Source organism: Bordetella genomosp. 7 (genome assembly GCF_002261415.1).
Classification (GTDB): Bacteria; Pseudomonadota; Gammaproteobacteria; order Burkholderiales; family Burkholderiaceae_B; genus Bordetella_A.
Genome location: NZ_NEVI01000019.1, coordinates 237,789 through 253,163, shown reverse-complemented (window position 1 = coordinate 253,163; position 15,375 = coordinate 237,789). Strand labels below are relative to the sequence as shown.

General features: G+C 65.7%; 19 protein-coding genes. 16 read left to right on the top strand and 3 right to left on the bottom strand.

Going from position 1 to position 15,375, the window contains the following annotated elements; genetic code table 11:
- Positions 1-7 precede the first annotated feature (7 nt).
- Together CAL18_RS15575 and CAL18_RS15570 are read left to right on the top strand one after the other, a co-directional pair.
- Positions 8-334 (top strand): acyl carrier protein, encoded by a 327-nt coding sequence (locus tag CAL18_RS15575; RefSeq protein ID WP_197022086.1) that lies wholly within the window; start codon positions 8-10, stop codon positions 332-334.
- On the top strand, positions 331-1,548 hold the full coding sequence (locus CAL18_RS15570) for a beta-ketoacyl-[acyl-carrier-protein] synthase family protein (RefSeq protein WP_094818247.1): 1,218 nt from the start codon (positions 331-333) through the stop codon (positions 1,546-1,548). The genes CAL18_RS15575 and CAL18_RS15570 overlap by 4 nt, the downstream gene beginning before the upstream one ends.
- Before the next feature lie 64 nt (positions 1,549-1,612).
- On the opposite strand, the gene CAL18_RS15565 is transcribed toward CAL18_RS15570, so the two are convergent.
- Positions 1,613-2,014: a RidA family protein gene (locus CAL18_RS15565; protein ID WP_094818246.1), complete on the bottom strand. Its 402-nt coding sequence runs from the start codon at positions 2,012-2,014 to the stop codon at positions 1,613-1,615.
- 65 nt (positions 2,015-2,079) lie between these two features.
- Complete coding sequence (locus CAL18_RS19625; protein WP_026639028.1) at positions 2,080-2,268, bottom strand: DUF3008 family protein; 189 nt, start codon at positions 2,266-2,268, stop codon at positions 2,080-2,082.
- 118 nt (positions 2,269-2,386) lie between these two features.
- Between CAL18_RS19625 and CAL18_RS15560 the strand changes: the two genes are divergently transcribed.
- Positions 2,387-2,944 (top strand): BON domain-containing protein, encoded by a 558-nt coding sequence (locus CAL18_RS15560; protein WP_170940372.1) that lies wholly within the window; start codon positions 2,387-2,389, stop codon positions 2,942-2,944.
- Here CAL18_RS15560 and CAL18_RS15555 read toward each other — a convergent pair.
- Positions 2,941-3,399, bottom strand: a complete 459-nt coding sequence (locus CAL18_RS15555) for a hypothetical protein (RefSeq protein WP_094818244.1) — start codon at positions 3,397-3,399, stop codon at positions 2,941-2,943. The genes CAL18_RS15560 and CAL18_RS15555 overlap by 4 nt on opposite strands.
- Positions 3,400-3,494: 95 nt before the next feature.
- Between CAL18_RS15555 and CAL18_RS15550 the strand changes: the two genes are divergently transcribed.
- The 13 genes from CAL18_RS15550 to CAL18_RS15490 all read left to right on the top strand — a co-directional run bounded on the left by CAL18_RS15550 (position 3,495) and on the right by CAL18_RS15490 (position 15,372).
- Positions 3,495-4,781 carry an NAD(P)H-binding protein gene (locus tag CAL18_RS15550; RefSeq protein ID WP_094818243.1) on the top strand — a complete coding sequence of 429 codons (1,287 nt, stop codon included), beginning with the start codon at positions 3,495-3,497 and terminating at the stop codon, positions 4,779-4,781.
- Positions 4,766-5,230 carry a DUF2269 family protein gene (locus CAL18_RS15545; RefSeq protein WP_026639031.1) on the top strand — a complete coding sequence of 155 codons (465 nt, stop codon included), beginning with the start codon at positions 4,766-4,768 and terminating at the stop codon, positions 5,228-5,230. Before CAL18_RS15550 ends, CAL18_RS15545 begins: the two co-directional genes overlap by 16 nt.
- 343 nt (positions 5,231-5,573) lie before the next feature.
- On the top strand, positions 5,574-6,614 hold the full coding sequence (gene tssA / locus CAL18_RS15540; RefSeq protein WP_094818242.1) for a type VI secretion system protein TssA: 1,041 nt from the start codon (positions 5,574-5,576) through the stop codon (positions 6,612-6,614).
- 43 nt (positions 6,615-6,657) lie between these two features.
- Positions 6,658-7,230: a type VI secretion system contractile sheath small subunit gene (gene tssB / locus CAL18_RS15535; RefSeq protein WP_026639033.1), complete on the top strand. Its 573-nt coding sequence runs from the start codon at positions 6,658-6,660 to the stop codon at positions 7,228-7,230.
- An 18-nt stretch (positions 7,231-7,248) separates the two neighbouring features.
- A complete protein-coding gene (gene tssC / locus CAL18_RS15530; RefSeq protein WP_026639034.1) occupies positions 7,249-8,751 on the top strand; it encodes a type VI secretion system contractile sheath large subunit in 1,503 nt (500 codons plus the stop codon).
- A gap of 53 nt (positions 8,752-8,804) precedes the next feature.
- Complete coding sequence (locus CAL18_RS15525) at positions 8,805-9,290, top strand: Hcp family type VI secretion system effector (RefSeq protein WP_026639035.1); 486 nt, start codon at positions 8,805-8,807, stop codon at positions 9,288-9,290.
- Positions 9,291-9,369: 79 nt separating this feature from the next.
- On the top strand, positions 9,370-10,182 hold the full coding sequence (locus tag CAL18_RS15520) for a type VI secretion system accessory protein TagJ (RefSeq protein ID WP_094797304.1): 813 nt from the start codon (positions 9,370-9,372) through the stop codon (positions 10,180-10,182).
- 1 nt (position 10,183) lies between these two features.
- The gene (gene tssE, locus CAL18_RS15515; RefSeq protein WP_051423696.1) at positions 10,184-10,744 is read left to right on the top strand and encodes a type VI secretion system baseplate subunit TssE; all 561 of its coding nucleotides are present in this window, start codon (positions 10,184-10,186) and stop codon (positions 10,742-10,744) included.
- A complete protein-coding gene (tssF, locus tag CAL18_RS15510) occupies positions 10,744-12,648 on the top strand; it encodes a type VI secretion system baseplate subunit TssF (RefSeq protein WP_026639038.1) in 1,905 nt (634 codons plus the stop codon). Before tssE ends, tssF begins: the two co-directional genes overlap by 1 nt.
- Positions 12,649-12,673: 25 nt before the next feature.
- Positions 12,674-13,333, top strand: coding sequence for a DUF3540 domain-containing protein (locus CAL18_RS15505; protein ID WP_094818241.1), 660 nt, complete (start codon positions 12,674-12,676; stop codon positions 13,331-13,333).
- Between the two features lie 41 nt (positions 13,334-13,374).
- Positions 13,375-14,478: a type VI secretion system baseplate subunit TssG gene (tssG, locus tag CAL18_RS15500; protein ID WP_432759145.1), complete on the top strand. Its 1,104-nt coding sequence runs from the start codon at positions 13,375-13,377 to the stop codon at positions 14,476-14,478.
- The gene (locus tag CAL18_RS15495; protein ID WP_026639041.1) at positions 14,475-14,996 is read left to right on the top strand and encodes a DUF2778 domain-containing protein; all 522 of its coding nucleotides are present in this window, start codon (positions 14,475-14,477) and stop codon (positions 14,994-14,996) included. Before tssG ends, CAL18_RS15495 begins: the two co-directional genes overlap by 4 nt.
- Positions 14,986-15,372, top strand: coding sequence for a DUF2195 family protein (locus tag CAL18_RS15490; protein ID WP_170940371.1), 387 nt, complete (start codon positions 14,986-14,988; stop codon positions 15,370-15,372). Before CAL18_RS15495 ends, CAL18_RS15490 begins: the two co-directional genes overlap by 11 nt.
- The last annotated feature ends 3 nt before the right edge of the window (positions 15,373-15,375 follow it).

The window sequence follows — 15,375 nt, the reverse complement described above, 5'->3', positions numbered from 1 at the left end:
CTCTTCTATGGACACCCTGCCTGATACCCCGGTGCTGCGCGAGAAGCTCGCTGCCATCATTGCGCGCACCTGCCGCTGTGAACCCGCCCCCTTGCTGGATAACCACGCCTTCGCCAGTGTGATCGAGCAGTTCGATTCACTGGCCATCCTGGAAATACTGCTGGAGATCGAGACGGAGTTCGGCCTGTCGACCGATGAAATGCTGCCCGCCGAACACCATGTCGGCGCACAGGAATTCACCAGCGTGTTTCCACGCAACCTGGACGACCTGGCGGCGTATATGCGCCAGGTGCACGCACGCCGGCCCGCCAATACGACGCAGGTGTCGCCATGACGCGCCGGCGAGTGGTCGTGACCGGGGCTGGCATGGTGTCGCCCGTGGGCAGTTCCGCCCAAGCGTCTTTTGATGCGCTGAATGCGGCGGCGTGCGGCATCCGCAGGCATCCGGACCCGCGTATCGCCAGGAGCGTGGGCTATGTGGAACAGGATCTGGATATCGGGCTGCATCCCGGCCAGGCGCGGATGCTGGACCGTGTCACTCTGATGGGCCGTTACGCCGCCATGCAGGCGCTGGCTGCCGCCGGGCTGGATGCGGGCCCGCAGTCCGAGTGCGGGGTATTCGCCGGCACCGGCATCGGTGGCGTCACGACGCTTTGCGAAGCCGTAGAGGCGTACCACCAGATCGTGCCGAAGCGGCCGGTGCTGGTGGTGCCGGCGGTGATGCCGCAGGCCCTGGCCGCGCAGATCGCGCAGCAGCTGCAGTCCACCGCCGAGGCGCAGACGTATGCCACGGCATGTTCGGCAGGCGCGGTCGCCATCGGCGAGGCCTACCGCCGCATACGCGACGGATATCTCGATGTTGCGATAGCTGGCGGAGCCGAATCGATGTTCTCGCCGATGCTGATGGCGGCGTGGGGGCAGTTGCATGTGTTGTGCGCCGAGCCCGGCAAGGGCCAGCAAGGCTATTGCCGGCCGTTCAGCCACAGGCGTACTGGTTTTGCGCTGGCCGAAGGCGCGGCGATGCTGGTGCTGGAATCCGAGGCCCACGCCCGTGCCCGGGGCGCGCCTGTGATCGCCGAACTATGCGGCTACGGTGTGAGCAACGACGGAACGCACCCTGTGCGCCCGGACCCCAGGGGCCAGGCGCTGGCGATGTTGCGCTGCCTGGTCGACGCCGGGCTGGATGCCGCCGAGGTGCAGTACATCAGTGCCCACGCCACCGGAACGTTGGCCGGCGACCGGATCGAAACGGCCGCCATCAAGCAGGTGTTCGGCGACCACGCCCGGCGCCTGGCGGTAAGCAGTATCAAGGGCGCCGTGGGTCACACCATAGGCGCGGCGGGCGCCATCGAGGCGACGGTCACGGCCATGGCCGTGCACAACGGCGTCGTGCCGCCTACGCTTTTCTACGCCAGCGGCGACCCGCAATGCGATCTGGATTATGTGGCCGAAGGCGCGCGGCGGCTGCCCGCGTTGCGCGTGGCACTGAGTAATTCTTTCGGCATGGGCGGCAATAACGCCGTGCTGGCGTTTCGCAAGGCCGAGTAGTCCGGCCTTGCATCGGAACGCTGCGCGACGCCTTGTGGCGCCGCGCGCGTGGCCCGTGCCCGGTTCAGGCTTCGGAGCCCGGGCCGGGAATGCGGCGCTCGGGCAGCAGCGCCTGCACTTCGATTTCGATGTCGACGTCGCGCGAAAGCCGTGCCTGCACAGTGGACCGTGCCGGCAGTGCGGGGCCGAAGCGCGCCGCATACACTTTGTTGAATTCGCCGAACAGGCCCAGGTCGGAAAGCCATACCGTGGCGCGCACCACGTCGCTCATCCGGCATCCTGCCTTGGCCAGGGTTTCGCTGATGCGGTCCAGCACCGCTTCGGTCTGGGCGGCGATGTCGCCGCGCACGACATTTCCGTTGGCGTCCAGGGGGATCTGGCCGGACAGAAAGCAGAAGCCTCCGGCCAGTACGGCGCGGGACAACGGCAAGTTGGCGGCGGCGGGCAGGCGCTTGATACGGGACATAATGCGGCCTCGTTGGCAGTGAAAGACCAACTACCGTATCACAGCGCGCTGCGGCGCCGGCGGCCCTACGAGTCGCGCTTGTGTTGCGGCTTGCCGTGGCGGGGCGTGGACGCCATTTTTTCCAGTTCCTTTTTGTCCATGGATTCATACATGGACTTGGAAGCGCCTTTCAGGTCGCTTTTTTTCTGTTCGCCTCGCTTGGCGGCAAGCGCGGCGCCGGCGGCTTTTTGCTGTGCTTGGGATTTGGCAGGCATGGCGGGTCTCCGACAGGGACATAGAGCAGTGAGGCGCCGCAAGCCGCATGCCTGCGCGGCGGCGGGCACGCCGCTTGCAGGTCGGCGTGTCTCTTTCTTATTGCGATGGAGGCCCGCGATGCGCTATCGCCTGAACGACCTGCCGGACGCCGAACCCAAGCGGCGCAATCATGACCGCAGTTCCAATTCCGGATATCCCGCCGGAGGCAACACCTATACTGACGAACGCGACCCATACAACCGCCGCTACGATGACCCTGTGGCCGGGGAACATGCGCGCGATGCGACGCGCGACGTCTATTCACAGCCCGACAGCTGGAAGGACGACCCGCAGTGGCAGGGCCAGGGCGTGGGCCAGGGCCATTTTCCCGGGCGCTCGGGGCTGACCTTTCCCTACCAGACGCAGCCGCGTCGCCCGGTTTACCCCAAGGGCTATGTGCGTTCCGACGAATACATACAGGATGATCTGTGCGAACGCCTGAGCCGCAGCGGGCTCGAGGTGGGCGATGTATCGGTGGCGGTGGAGGGCGGCAAGGTGTCGCTCAGCGGCACGGTGCCGTCACGTTGGATCAAGCATGCTGTAGAGGATGCCGCGAGCGAGACGCGCGGCGTGACCGAGGTGGACAACCGGATACGTATCGCGCCCCGCGATGCGCACACCGGACAGAGCGGCTAGTGGCGGCGGACGATGCGCATGAGCGCCAGCCCGATGCCGAAGGCGACGTATACGCCTGCCAGCGACGGCCCGGACAGCCGCCTTTCGAAGCCGGGCGTCAGCCTTTGTGGCGTGGCCTTTAAATCGACCAGGCAGGCCGCGCCGGCGACGCCGAGCCCAGCGGTGCAGACTTGCCATGCCGGCCGCGGCCGCTTGCCCAGCCAGGCCTCGTATGCGACCGCCCACAAGATAGACATGGCATGATGGATGACATAACCGGCCAGGGTGTAGCGCAGGGTGGCGCGTTTCTGGTACACAGCTGTGTCGCGCCACAGCCAGTGGCTGACCGCGTTGACAGGCGCATAGGCGCTGCGGCAATCGCGTGTGCCGCAGCCGGCCAGCACAGCCGTAGAGACGATGCTGGCGACGCTGCCCGAAGCCATGGCTTGTCGGATGCTGTACGAAAGGCGGCCCATGCGTGCTCCCGGTGGTGGATACAGCCTTCAGCTTGCATGTCGCGGCATAGCCGCGCTGTAACGGATGGTGCGCGATTGCTTCGGGAGCGCAGGCCATGAAGATACTGGTGCTGGGCGCCCGCGGGTTTCTCGGACGCCACGTGGCAGAGGCGCTGCGGCGCGCCGGGCATGTCGTGGTGGCAGGGGCGCGCCGCGCGCCCGGCGAAGACACAAGCGATATCGAACACCGGGCGCTGGATTTCAACCAGGTGCGTCATGCGCAGGAGGTCGTGCCGGTGTTGCGGGGCATCGATGTGGTTATCAACACCGTCGGTATTTTCCGCGAGTCGCGAGGGCAGCGGTTTACGCAGTTGCACGACATCGCGCCTCGCGCGGTGTTCGAAGCGTGTGTCCAATCGGGCGTGCGGCGCGTGATCCAGGTTTCGGCATTGGGGGCGGATGCGCAGGCCGGCAGCGCCTATCACTTGAGCAAACGGGCTGCCGACGATTACCTGCTGTCGCTGAAGCTGGATGCGGTCGTGGTGCAGCCTTCACTGGTTTACGGGCCGGGCGGCACAAGCGCGGCGTTATTCGGCACGCTGGCCAGCATGCCGTGGGTGCCGGCGCTCGATCTGGGCCAGGCGCGCCTGCAGCCTATACATATAGAAGACGTCACAGCAGCCATCGTTGCCCTTGTCGGCATCGCGCGGCTGCCGGCGCGCCGCATCGCGTTGGTCGGTCCCCGGGCCCTGTCTTGGCGGGAATTCATGTCAGGCTTGCGTCGGGGCATGGGCTTGCCGCGCGCCCGCTTTGTGCCGGTACCGGCGCAGGCCATTGCTCTGCTGGCCCGCATCGGTAACCTGCTGCCGGGCGCTTTGCTGGACACTGCCGCATGGCAGATGCTTCGCAGGGGGAACAGCGCCGACGTAGCGCCACTGCGTAGCCTACTGGGGCGCCTGCCACGCGACGTCAGCCGATTTATCCAGCCAGCCTGCGCGCCGGCGCTGCGCACGCAGGCGCAGCTGGGGTGGTGGCTGCCGGTCGCCCGCCTCAGCCTGGCCATGCTATGGATCGTGACGGGCATCCTGTCGCTGGGGGTGTATCCGGTGCAAGACAGCTATGCGCTACTGGAACGGGCCGGGGTTCCCCAAGCCATTCAACCGCTGGCGCTGCAGATGGCGTCCTGGCTGGATATCGCGTTGGGCGGGTTGGTATTGATGTCGCGGCGGCTGCGCTGGGTGTGGGCCGCACAGGCATCGCTGATACTTGTCTACACGGCGATCATCACGTTGCGGTTGCCGGAATTCTGGCTGCACCCGTACGGCCCGATTTTGAAGAATCTGCCACTGTTAGCTTTGCTGTGGCTTTTACATGAACTGGAGCGGCCATGGAATACGCGATAGCGAAGTGGCTACACGTATTGTCTTCGACCGTGCTGTTCGGCACGGGTATCGGCAGCGCGTTTTATTTCCTGGCGGCGGCGCTCGGACGGGATGCCCGCACTGTGGCGTCGGTGGCGGGTTACGTCGTGGTGGCCGACTGGCTCTTTACCGCCACGACCGCCGTCGCGCAGCCCCTGACCGGCTATTGGCTCATGCGGATTTCGGGCATGGGCTGGGACGTTGGCTGGGTGCGCATGTCCGTGCATTTGTACATCATGGCGATTGCGTGTTGGCTGCCGGTGGTATGGCTGCAGATACGCATGCGCAACCTGGCGCGCCATGCGGCTGCCACCAGGCAGGCGCTGCCCCCGGCCTACTGGCGCTGTTTCCGGGCCTGGTTCGCGCTGGGCGTGGTGGCTTTTGTGGCTTTCGTGGCGATCTTCTATTTAATGACCGTCAAGCCGATGTAGCGACGGTTCGTCACCCGTGCGCAGGGTGCAACGACCTTGTCGTAACGGTGGCCCCGGCAGACTCTTATATAGATAAAAAAGGGCGCATACGGGGGCGCCTAGGCGTATTGCGACGGGGCGAAGGCCGGCACGCAGGCCGGCCCTATTGTTTCAATACTTGTATTTCCCTGTACGCGAGTTGTGCAAATTCGTTGTCAATTGTTATTAAAAAGTAAGAAACAACAGTAGCTGTTAATGATTGCAGGAAATAACACATGCTCTGCCTAGAATTCGGATTTCCGCGGCAGTTAGCCGGAGATGGGCTGTTTTAACGTATCGGGGTTATCCCTATGCGACAGGGATCATGGAATTTGCCGACATTCTGACCGCTCTGGATCCTCGCCTGCCATGTGGTGAAGACCTGGAATATGACGCCGAGTTTCTGCAACTGCAGCAAGCTGCGGTGGAGCGCAGCGAACAGCAGTTCGGCTCGACCATCATTCCCGCCCAGCCTCCCGATTGGCGCGAGGTCGAGAAGCTGGCGCGCGGCCTGCTGGAACGCACGCGCGATGTGCGCATCATGGGTTACCTGACCCAGGCGTGGACCGAGACGCGCGGGCTGCCCGGCTACGCCGACGGCGTGACACTGGTGGCCGACACGCTCGACCGCTATTGGGAGTCGGTGCATCCCCGGCTGGACAGCGTGGGCGAAGACGATCCCATGCCGCGCATCAATGCGCTGGCTTCGCTGGGCGACGTGGCCGGATGCGCTCGCAGCGCGCGATCGAGCCGCCTGGTAAATGGTGTGCACGGACAGTTGTCGTTGCGCGATGCCGAGTCGGTGCTGGACGGCAGCCGGTCGGATCCCGATTTTTATCCCGGCGGGCGCGCCCGCCTGGTAGAACATCTGCGCCAGGCTTCGCTGCGGCAGGACGCCGATCTCGAGGCGGTTGTCACCGCCGCGCAGTCGTTGCGCCGCATACAGCAGCAGGTCGCCAGCCGCCTTGGCCAGGAATGGGTGCCGGATTACGCCGGGACGCTGCGCACGCTCGATATGGTGCAGCAGGTGCTGCATGATTCCGGCACCGCGCCGCAGCCGGAAGAAATAACCGGGGACGCAATCGCCGAAAGCGCGGAGACCCCTGCCGCACAGGCGGCCGCGCCCGCGATGCGCTGGCAGGACGCGCAGATTCAGACACGCGAAGAAGCGGCGGCCATGCTCGCCAAGGTGTGCGCTTATTTCGAGGTGCATGAGCCCAGCCACCCGGCTCCGTATTTGATACGGCGGGCGCAGCAGCTGATCTCGATGAGCTTTCACGACATTATGAAGAATCTGGCGCCGCAGGGCCTCGAGCAGTTCGAGGCCTGGCTGCCCAGGGATGCCGGCGGCGGACCTGGCGCGTGATGCGCCCGCGTATTCGCACTGATACCAGGACAGGAGAACGAACATGGCAACGACACTGAAGGGCAGCGGGCAGAAGTTCATTGCACGCAACCGCGCGCCGCGCGTGCAGATCGAATACGACGTCGAAATCTACGGCGCGGAGCGCAAGATTCAGCTGCCCTTCGTCATGGGCGTGATGGCGGACCTGGCGGGCAAGTCGGCGGAGCCGCAGCCGGATGTGTCCGAACGCAAGTTCATGGACATCGACATCGACAACTTCGACGAGCGCATGAAGTCGATCCAGCCGCGCGCGGCGTTCCAGGTGCCCAATACCCTGACGGGCGAGGGCAACCTGAACGTGGATGTCACCTTCGAGAGCATCGACGATTTTTCGCCGGCGACGGTGGCGCGCAAGGTCGGCGCGCTGAATGAGCTGCTGGAGGCCCGCACCCAGCTGGCCAACCTGTTGACCTATATGGACGGCAAGGCCGGCGCCGAAGAGCTGATCGGCAAAGTGTTGAAGAACCCTGCGCTGATGAACGCCCTGGCGGCGGCGCCCAACCCCGATGCTGCCTCGAAGGGCGATGGCGCCAGCCCCGGGGCGGACGAGTCCGAAGCCGATCCGGCCGCGAAATAAACCATAACGGAGATCGCCATGACTGCAGTGGCCAAGCGCGCGGATGCCCGCACTACCGAAACCCTGGAGGCGGACGGCCTGTCCGCGCTGCTGAAGAAAGAATTCAAGCCCAAGACCGAACAGGCCCGCGAAGCGGTCGAACACGCCGTACGCACGCTGGCGCACCAGGCGCTGGAGAACAGCGGCGTGGCGGTGTCGTCGGACGCCTACCGTACGATCCAGGCCATCATCGCCGAGATCGACCGCAAGTTGTCCGAGCAGATCAACCTGGTGCTGCACCATCCCGAGTTCCAGCAACTGGAAGGCGCCTGGCGCGGCCTGCACTACCTGGTGACCAACACCGAGACCGACGAGCTGCTCAAGATCCGCGTAATGTGCATCTCGAAAAAGGAACTGGGCCGTACGCTCAAGCGCCACAAAGGGGTGGGCTGGGACCAGAGCCCGATCTTCAAGCGCGTATACGAAGAAGAGTACGGCCAGTTCGGCGGCGAGCCCATCGGCTGCCTGGTGGGCGACTACCATTTCGACCATAGCCCGCCCGATGTCGAGCTGCTGACCGAGATCGCACGCATTGCCGCGGCGGCGCACTGCCCGTTTATTGCCGGCGCATCGCCCAACGTGATGCAGATGGATTCGTGGCAGGAACTGGCGAACCCGCGCGACCTGACGAAGATCTTCACCAACACCGAATATGCGGCCTGGCGCAGCCTGCGCGAGTCCGAGGATTCGCGCTACATCGGCCTGGCGATGCCGCGCTTTCTTGCGCGCCTGCCGTATGGCGCACGTACCAACCCGGTGGACGAGTTCGATTTCGAGGAAGACACCGACGGCGCCAACCACGACCGTTATGCCTGGGCCAACTCGGCATACGCCATGGCGGCCAATATCAACCGGTCGTTCAAGCTGTACGGCTGGTGCACGTCGATCCGCGGTGTCGAGTCGGGCGGCGCGGTGGAAAACCTGCCGTGCCACACGTTCCCCACGGACGACGGCGGCGTCGACATGAAATGCCCCACCGAGATCGCCATCAGCGACCGGCGCGAGGCCGAGCTGGCCAAGAACGGCTTCATGCCGCTGGTGCATCGCAAGAACTCGGACTTTGCCGCGTTCATCGGCGCGCAGTCGCTGCAGAAGCCGCACGAATACTACGATGCCGACGCGTCGGCAAACGCCAAGTTGTCGGCCCGGCTGCCGTATCTGTTTGCCTGCTGCCGCTTCGCCCACTACCTGAAGTGCATCGTGCGCGACAAGATCGGTTCGTTCCGCGAGCGCGACGACATGGAGCGTTGGCTCAACGACTGGATCATGAATTACGTCGACGGCGACCCCGTCAACTCGTCCCAGGAAACCAAGGCGCGCAAGCCGCTGGCGGCGGCCGAGGTCCAGGTTCAGGAAATCGAAGACAACCCCGGTTATTACTCCGCGAAGTTTTTCCTGCGGCCGCATTATCAGCTCGAAGGGCTGACCGTGTCGCTGCGCCTTGTGTCCAAGCTTCCGTCGTTGAAGAAGAACGACGGTTGATGGGCATTTTTTTCAAGGCACATCGTGCCGTGACTGCAACTTAGGAGAGAGAAGTGGCTGTTGACATGTTCATGAAAATCGACGGCGCCAACGGCGAGTCGAAGGACGCCAACCACAAGAACTGGACGGACATCATTTCGTTTTCGTGGGGCGCCACTCAACCCGGCAACATGGCCAGCGGCGGCGGCCTGGGCGCCGGCAAAGCCAGCTTCAACGACCTGCATGTCGTTGCGCGCATCGACAAGGCGGCCCCGGCCGTCATGAAGCACTGCGCCAGCGGCAAACACCTGAGCAGGATCGAACTGTCGGTTTGCAAGGCCGGCGGCCAGCAGGTCGAGTACACCAAGATCACCCTGGAAGATGTGCTGGTGTCGTCGGTGCAGCTGTCGGGCGAGCTGAACTCGGAATCCGTGGTGGTGAACTACGCGTTCCAGGCCGCCAAGGTCAAGCAGCAATACTGGGAGCAGACCGAGCAGGGCGGCAAGGGCGCGGAAAGCCTGGTTGCCTGGGACATCAAGCAGAACAAGGAAGTGGGCTAAGGCCTGGCCTGGCTTCTCTTTCTGCGGCGCGCGGCTCTAAGCCGTGCGCCGGCTTTTCGTTTCTTTCCGCGGTGCCTTCATGACCAAACCCACCGTCGCGCTGCGTGAAAGCAGCTTGTCCCAGCACCTGGAGGACATCCAGGGCCGGATCCGTCGCCAGCCGGCCGATGCCGACCTGCGCGCCCAGCTGTTCCAGCTGATGGCCGTGCAAGGGGACTGGAGCCGCGCGTCCGACCAACTGAAGCTGTGCGCCCAGTTCAATAAGCAGGCGCAGCCCATGGCCTTGATCTACGAACAGGCCATCGCGGCTGAACGCCAGCGCGAAAGTGTGCTGCAAGGCCAGGGCGAACCTGCGTTTTTCGGCGCCGCGCCGGATTGGTTTGCCGATATGCTGCAGGCATTGCGGCTCGACGCCGACAACCCGGAACAGGCGGCGCAGCTGCGCGCGCGCGCCTACGACGCTGCCCAGGCGCGGGCAGGGCAGTTGCAGAATGCCGCCGGCGAACCGGCGGCGTATGAATGGATCGCCGACGGCGACAGCAGGCTGGGGCCTGTTTTTGAGTTCATTTCCAATGGCCGTTATGGCTGGCTGCCGTTCAGCGCGCTGCGTTCGGTGCGGCTGCTGGCGCCGGAGGGCCTGAGCGACATCGTGTGGGCGCAGGCCGAGATCACGCTGGATGACGGACGCACGCAGCTCGGCCTGGTGCCCGCCCGCTATCCTGCGCCGCCGGGCCAGGCGCTGGCGGAATTGCCCGAGGCCGTTCGCCTGGGGCGCATGACCGATTGGCAGGCCCTGCACGACGACAGCTATCTGGGGCTGGGCCAGAAGATGTGGATCACCGACCAGGGCGAACATGCCCTGCTGGACGTGCGGGTACTGGAGACGCGTTGATATGGAGCAGACCGAGGCGAGAGGCCTGCGGCCATGGAATCAACTGCCACGCAGCGAACGGGTGGCACGCGATCGGCTGCAGCCGTCTTTGCTGGATCGCCTGACCGACAACGAGCCTTCGCGGCGGCAGGAAGTGCGTGATGCCGCCATGCTGACACATGCGGAATTGCGCATGGCGGTGCTGCGCGACCTGCGCTGGCTGCTCAATACGGTGAATCTGCAAACGACCGATGACCTGTCGCCGTATCCCCAGGTGCCCGATTCGGCGCTGAATTTCGGGGTGCACGCCATGGCGGGCAAGCGGATGTCGGAGATCGACTGGGTTGATGTCGAAGACTCGATACGCAATGCCATTGCGGCATTCGAGCCCCGCATCCTGGATTCTTCAGTAGAAGTCCGTTGCGTGACCGATACGGGCACGCTGGAACACCACAATGTACTGAGCCTGGAAATCAAGGGCATGCTGTGGTGCGTGCCGCACCCCATGGAGTTTCTGTTTCGCACGGATATCGACCTGGAAAGCGGCCACATGGACCTGCGCGACCTGGGAGGCGCGGCCTGATGGACGCGCGCCTGCTCGATTATTACAACCGCGAGCTGGTGTACATGCGCGAGCTCGGGGCCGAGTTTGCGCAGATGTACCCGAAGGTGGCCGGCCGCCTGGGCATGCACGGCACCGAGGTGGCCGATCCGTATGTCGAGCGCCTGCTCGAGGGTTTCAGCTTCCTGACCGCGCGCATTCATCTGAAGATGGATGCGGAGTTTCCGCGGTTCTCGCAGCGCCTGCTGGAGGTGGTCTACCCCAATTACCTGGCGCCGACGCCGGCCATGGCAATCGTGCGGTTCACGCCCAGCATGAACGAAGGCACGCTGGCGCGCGGCTTTGACTTGCCGCGCGGCACACTGCTGCGCGGCAAGGTGCCGCGAGGCGAGCAGACCCCGTGCGAATTCATGACCGGCCATGACGTGCGGCTTTGGCCGCTGCGGGTGGTAGAGGCCGAATTCACCGGCACGCCACCCGATCTGCCGCTGGCGCGGCTGGGCCTGGGCGGGCGCAATGGCCGCGTGCTGAGCGCCTTGCGCATCCGCATCGAAGTGTGCGGCGGCGTGCGGCTCGAAGACATGGACCTGGACCAGCTGGTGTTCCACCTGGCGGGGCAGGACCTGCCCATGCAGCGGCTCCTGGAAGTGATCATGGGCCATACGGTGGCGGTGCTGGGCCACGACAGTGCACGCCCGGTGAGCTGGATCAACAAGCTGACGCCGTCCTGCGTGCGGCACGAGGGGTTTTCGGACGACCAGGCGCTGCTGCCCGCCGATGCGCGGGTGTTCCAGGGTTATCGCCTGCTGCAGGAATATTTCGCGTTTCCGCGCCGCTACTTGTTTTTCAGCCTGAACGACCTGAAGCGCGGCCTGCGCACGCCGCCGCTGCCTGGCGGCGCGCGCCGCGAAACGCGGACGTTCGACCTGACCTTGCTGTTTTCGACGGCCGCGCCGGAGCTCGAAGGGGCGATCGCGGCCGAACACCTGGCGCTGCATTGCGCGCCGGTGATCAATCTGTTTCCGAAGCGGGCCGACCGCATTGCGGTGACGCCCCGCACCAACGAATACCATGTGGTGATAGACCGCACCCGGCCGCTGGATTACGAAGTGTTTGCGCTGACCCGCGTGCTGGGCCATGCGTCGGCGGAGCGGCCGGAACAGGAGTTCAGGTCTTTCTACGGCACCCTGGGCAGCGACCCCGACGACTACGGCGCTTATTACTCGATGCGCCGCGAGCCGCGGCTGCTGTCGGAGCAGGCCAAGCGCAACGGTACCCGTACGGGCTACACGGGCAGCGAGGTGTTCGTGTCGCTGGTCGACCGCCACGAGGCGCCGTTCTCGGGGCAGCTTCGCCACCTGACGCTCGAGACGCTGTGCACCAACCGCGACCTGGCGATGCTGCTGCCGCTGGGCACCGATACCGACCTGACGTTGCGCGTGTCGGCGCCCGTGGCGTCGATCAAGGTGCTGCACGGGCCCACGCGGCCCCATGCCGCGCTGGCCGAGAACGCGGCAACCTGGCACTTGATCAGCCATCTGGGCCTCAATTACCTGAGCCTGGTAGACCTGGACGCCGAGCAGGGCGCGCAGACGCTGCGCGAGATGCTGCAGGTATACGGAAACCTGGCCGACCCGGTCGTGCGCAAGCATATCGCCGGCGTGCGGCATGTGGTGGCCGAGCCGATGCATCACCGCCTGCCGGTGCCGGGCCCCATTGTCTATGGCCGGGGCGTGCGCATCGGGCTGCAGGTCGACGAGACGGCTTTTTCCGGCATCAGCCCGTATCTGTTCGGGGCGGTGCTCGAACAATTTTTCGCCCGGCATGTGTCGATCAACATGATGTCGGAATTGATTCTGTCCACATTGCAGCGCGGCGATATCGCCCGCTGGAAGCCCCGCATGGGCGCGCGGCCTGCCGTATAGGCCGCGCAAACGCAAGGAACCCGCCATGACAAGCGCTGCCGTCAAACGCCATTACCCCGTCTATGATCCCGTCCACCTGATCGGCGCCGTCAGGCGGCGCGAACCGGACGGCAGCTTCGCCGTGGATTGCGACGGCCGCACCTGGCACGCCAGGCAGGCCGCCAGCTGCCTGCTGATGCCCCAGCCGGGAGACCAGGTATTGATCAGCGGGCCCGATCCCACGCGTGTTTATCTCATTGCGGTGATCGAACAGGCCAGCCCGGAGTTGGCGCAGCTGGAAACCGCCGGCGACCTGGTGCTGCGCTCGCGTTCGGGCAGCGTGTCGCTGGAAAGCGCGCAGGGCGTGCGCCTGGCGGGCCGCAAGTCGGTGGACGTCGAGACCGAGGCGTTCAAGCTGCAGTCGCAGGATGCCCAGCTGGTGACGGAAAAGATGAAGTTCCTGGGCGCCGAGGTGAACGCCACGGTGGGCGCCACGCGGTTGATCGGCAAGACCTACGAGGCGGTCATGGACCGCCTGTCGTTCCTGTCGCGCGTGACGTTCCGCGCCGCCGAAGAGGTGGAGCACGTGCGCGCCGGGTCGCTGGACTACCGCGCCGACAAGAGCGCGCGGCTGCACGCGTCGTACACCATGGTGACCGGCGAAAGCCTGGTCAAGGTGGACGCCAAGCAGATTCACATGGGGTAGGCGTGGCCAGTGTAGCGACCGAGCCTGCAGCGCCGGTGGCCGTGTCCGCCGGCACGCCCGCGCCCGCGGGCGACGCCGCGCCGGGACCCGGCCTGAGCGGGCTGCCGCCCGGCTTCTGGCGCGCGCTTGAACAGGCGCCGTACGCATACGACTTGTTCAATGTGCTGCGCTGGATCGATGCGCGGGCGGGCGCGCGCGCGCCGCTGGGGCGCGATACGGTGCCGCGCAACGAACCGGTGCGCATGCGCCAGGAGCCGTCCATGGCGTTTGCGCCGTCGACGCTGGTGTCGGTGCGGCCGGCACGTGCGGGCCGCCCGCCGGAATTGTCTATCTACAGTTTCGGGCTGTTCGGCCCGAACGGGCCGTTGCCCCTGCACCTGACCGAATACGCGCGCGAGCGCATGCAGCATCACGGCGACCCCACGCTGTCGGCGTTCGCGGATGTTTTCCATCATCGCCTGATCTTGCTGTTTTACCGGGCCTGGGCCGACGCGCAGAGCACCGTCAGCCTGGACCGCAGGGAAGAGCGTTTTACGCGCTACGTGGCCAGCCTGCTGCACATGGGCATGCCGTCGCTGATGCGCCGCGACTCGGTGATGGACCACGCCAAGTTCTACATGGCGGGGCACCTGACCCGCCAGACGCGCAACCCCGAGGGCCTGAAGCACATCCTGCAGACTTTTTTTTCGGTGCCGGTGCGCATTGCAGAGTTCGTGCCGCAGTGGATACGCCTGGAGCCGTCGCAACGCCTGTCGTTGTCTGGCAGCCAGGGGCTGGGGCGGGAAACCATACTGGGTTCGGCGGTGCGCGACGCGCAGCACAAATTTCGTATCGAACTCGGCCCGCTCGGCGGCGCCGATTACGCGAGTTTCCTGCCTGGCGGCCGCCGCTCGCAGCAGTTGCTGCACTGGGTGCGCGACTATATCGGCGTGGAACTCGCATGGGACGTGCGCCCGGTGCTCAGGCGCGAAGAGGTGCGCGGCATGAAGCTGGGCGCGCCGCAGCCGCTGGGGCTGGCGTCCTGGCTGGGCCGGCGCCGGCCCGCGCAGGGCGACGCCCGCGATGTACTGCTGGACTACGAAGCGCGTGACCGCGCCGCGCGGCGGGCGGCCCGGCATCGGCACAAACAGGAGGTGACCGCGTGAACCATGACATGATCTATGACGGCCAGCGGCTGAACTGGCCCGGCCACGGAACGTTTCGCGCCGCCAGCGGGCTGCCGGGATCGCAACGATCCGCCCTGGCGTGCGCCGCGGATAACGGGGCCGTGCCGCCGGGCTACTACCGCCTGTATCTGGCGGAGCAGGGGGTGGCCAGGGACGATGGCCGCAATGCATGCAACCTGAAGCCGGCGTGGGGGATACAGTCTGTTCCGCGCGGCCCCGAGGCGGGCGAGTGCGAAGCGTTCTGGATCAATTGGGGGGCGCGCCGCGCCCGCCTGGAGCCCGCCGACACCGCCACCCGCAATCGGTGCTCGCCAGTGCGCGCGGGGTTCTACCTGCACGACGCCACCAGGGGCTATAGCCAAGGGTGCATCGAGGTGGAAGGGCGCATTTTTCCGCTGCTGCGCACATACGCGCGCGGTGGGCAGCGCGCCAGCCTGGTCATCAAGGTCGAGTATGCGGGCGATGGCCCGGCCGACGGAGGCACGCTTGGCAAATAGTGTGTTGCGGCGGGCCGCTGTGCTGGCGGCCGGGCTGTGCGCATCGGCCGGACACGCGGCCGGGGCCATCAAGGTGGACAACACGCTGGCGCAGTGTGTGACGCTTGATCCCGGCATGCGCGCCACTACTGATGGCCAGGTGCTTCTCCAGGCCCGATTCAACGTCAGGCAATCCATCGGACACTGCGGCTGCAAATCGGCCATTGCCACATACACGTCGCAGGTCGAGCTCGCCGGCGCGCAGCGCAGCTTTCTGCAAAGCGGCTCGCTGCGCTTGAAGGAGTCCGGGGTGCGCACGCTGACCCTGGCCAGCGACGAACAGCTGGTGGGCGAGGGCAGCGTGGTGGTGTCGCTGGGCTGCGCCCGGCCGGATTGAACC

Excerpts from the sequence above, each read along its gene's own strand:
- CAL18_RS15565 (WP_094818246.1), bottom strand. The coding sequence starts at position 2,014 with ATGTCCCGTATCAAGCGCCTGCCCGCCGCCGCCAACTTGCCGTTGTCC.
- CAL18_RS15570 (WP_094818247.1), top strand. The coding sequence starts at position 331 with ATGACGCGCCGGCGAGTGGTCGTGACCGGGGCTGGCATGGTGTCGCCC.
- CAL18_RS19625 (WP_026639028.1), bottom strand. The coding sequence starts at position 2,268 with ATGCCTGCCAAATCCCAAGCACAGCAAAAAGCCGCCGGCGCCGCGCTT.
- tssA (WP_094818242.1), top strand. The coding sequence starts at position 5,574 with ATGGAATTTGCCGACATTCTGACCGCTCTGGATCCTCGCCTGCCATGT.
- CAL18_RS15560 (WP_170940372.1), top strand. The coding sequence starts at position 2,387 with ATGCGCTATCGCCTGAACGACCTGCCGGACGCCGAACCCAAGCGGCGC.
- tssE (WP_051423696.1), top strand. The coding sequence starts at position 10,184 with ATGGAGCAGACCGAGGCGAGAGGCCTGCGGCCATGGAATCAACTGCCA.
- tssC (WP_026639034.1), top strand. The coding sequence starts at position 7,249 with ATGACTGCAGTGGCCAAGCGCGCGGATGCCCGCACTACCGAAACCCTG.
- CAL18_RS15575 (WP_197022086.1), top strand. The coding sequence starts at position 8 with ATGGACACCCTGCCTGATACCCCGGTGCTGCGCGAGAAGCTCGCTGCC.
- tssB (WP_026639033.1), top strand. The coding sequence starts at position 6,658 with ATGGCAACGACACTGAAGGGCAGCGGGCAGAAGTTCATTGCACGCAAC.
- tssF (WP_026639038.1), top strand. The coding sequence starts at position 10,744 with ATGGACGCGCGCCTGCTCGATTATTACAACCGCGAGCTGGTGTACATG.
- CAL18_RS15550 (WP_094818243.1), top strand. The coding sequence starts at position 3,495 with ATGAAGATACTGGTGCTGGGCGCCCGCGGGTTTCTCGGACGCCACGTG.
- CAL18_RS15555 (WP_094818244.1), bottom strand. The coding sequence starts at position 3,399 with ATGGGCCGCCTTTCGTACAGCATCCGACAAGCCATGGCTTCGGGCAGC.
- CAL18_RS15520 (WP_094797304.1), top strand. The coding sequence starts at position 9,370 with ATGACCAAACCCACCGTCGCGCTGCGTGAAAGCAGCTTGTCCCAGCAC.
- CAL18_RS15545 (WP_026639031.1), top strand. The coding sequence starts at position 4,766 with ATGGAATACGCGATAGCGAAGTGGCTACACGTATTGTCTTCGACCGTG.
- CAL18_RS15505 (WP_094818241.1), top strand. The coding sequence starts at position 12,674 with ATGACAAGCGCTGCCGTCAAACGCCATTACCCCGTCTATGATCCCGTC.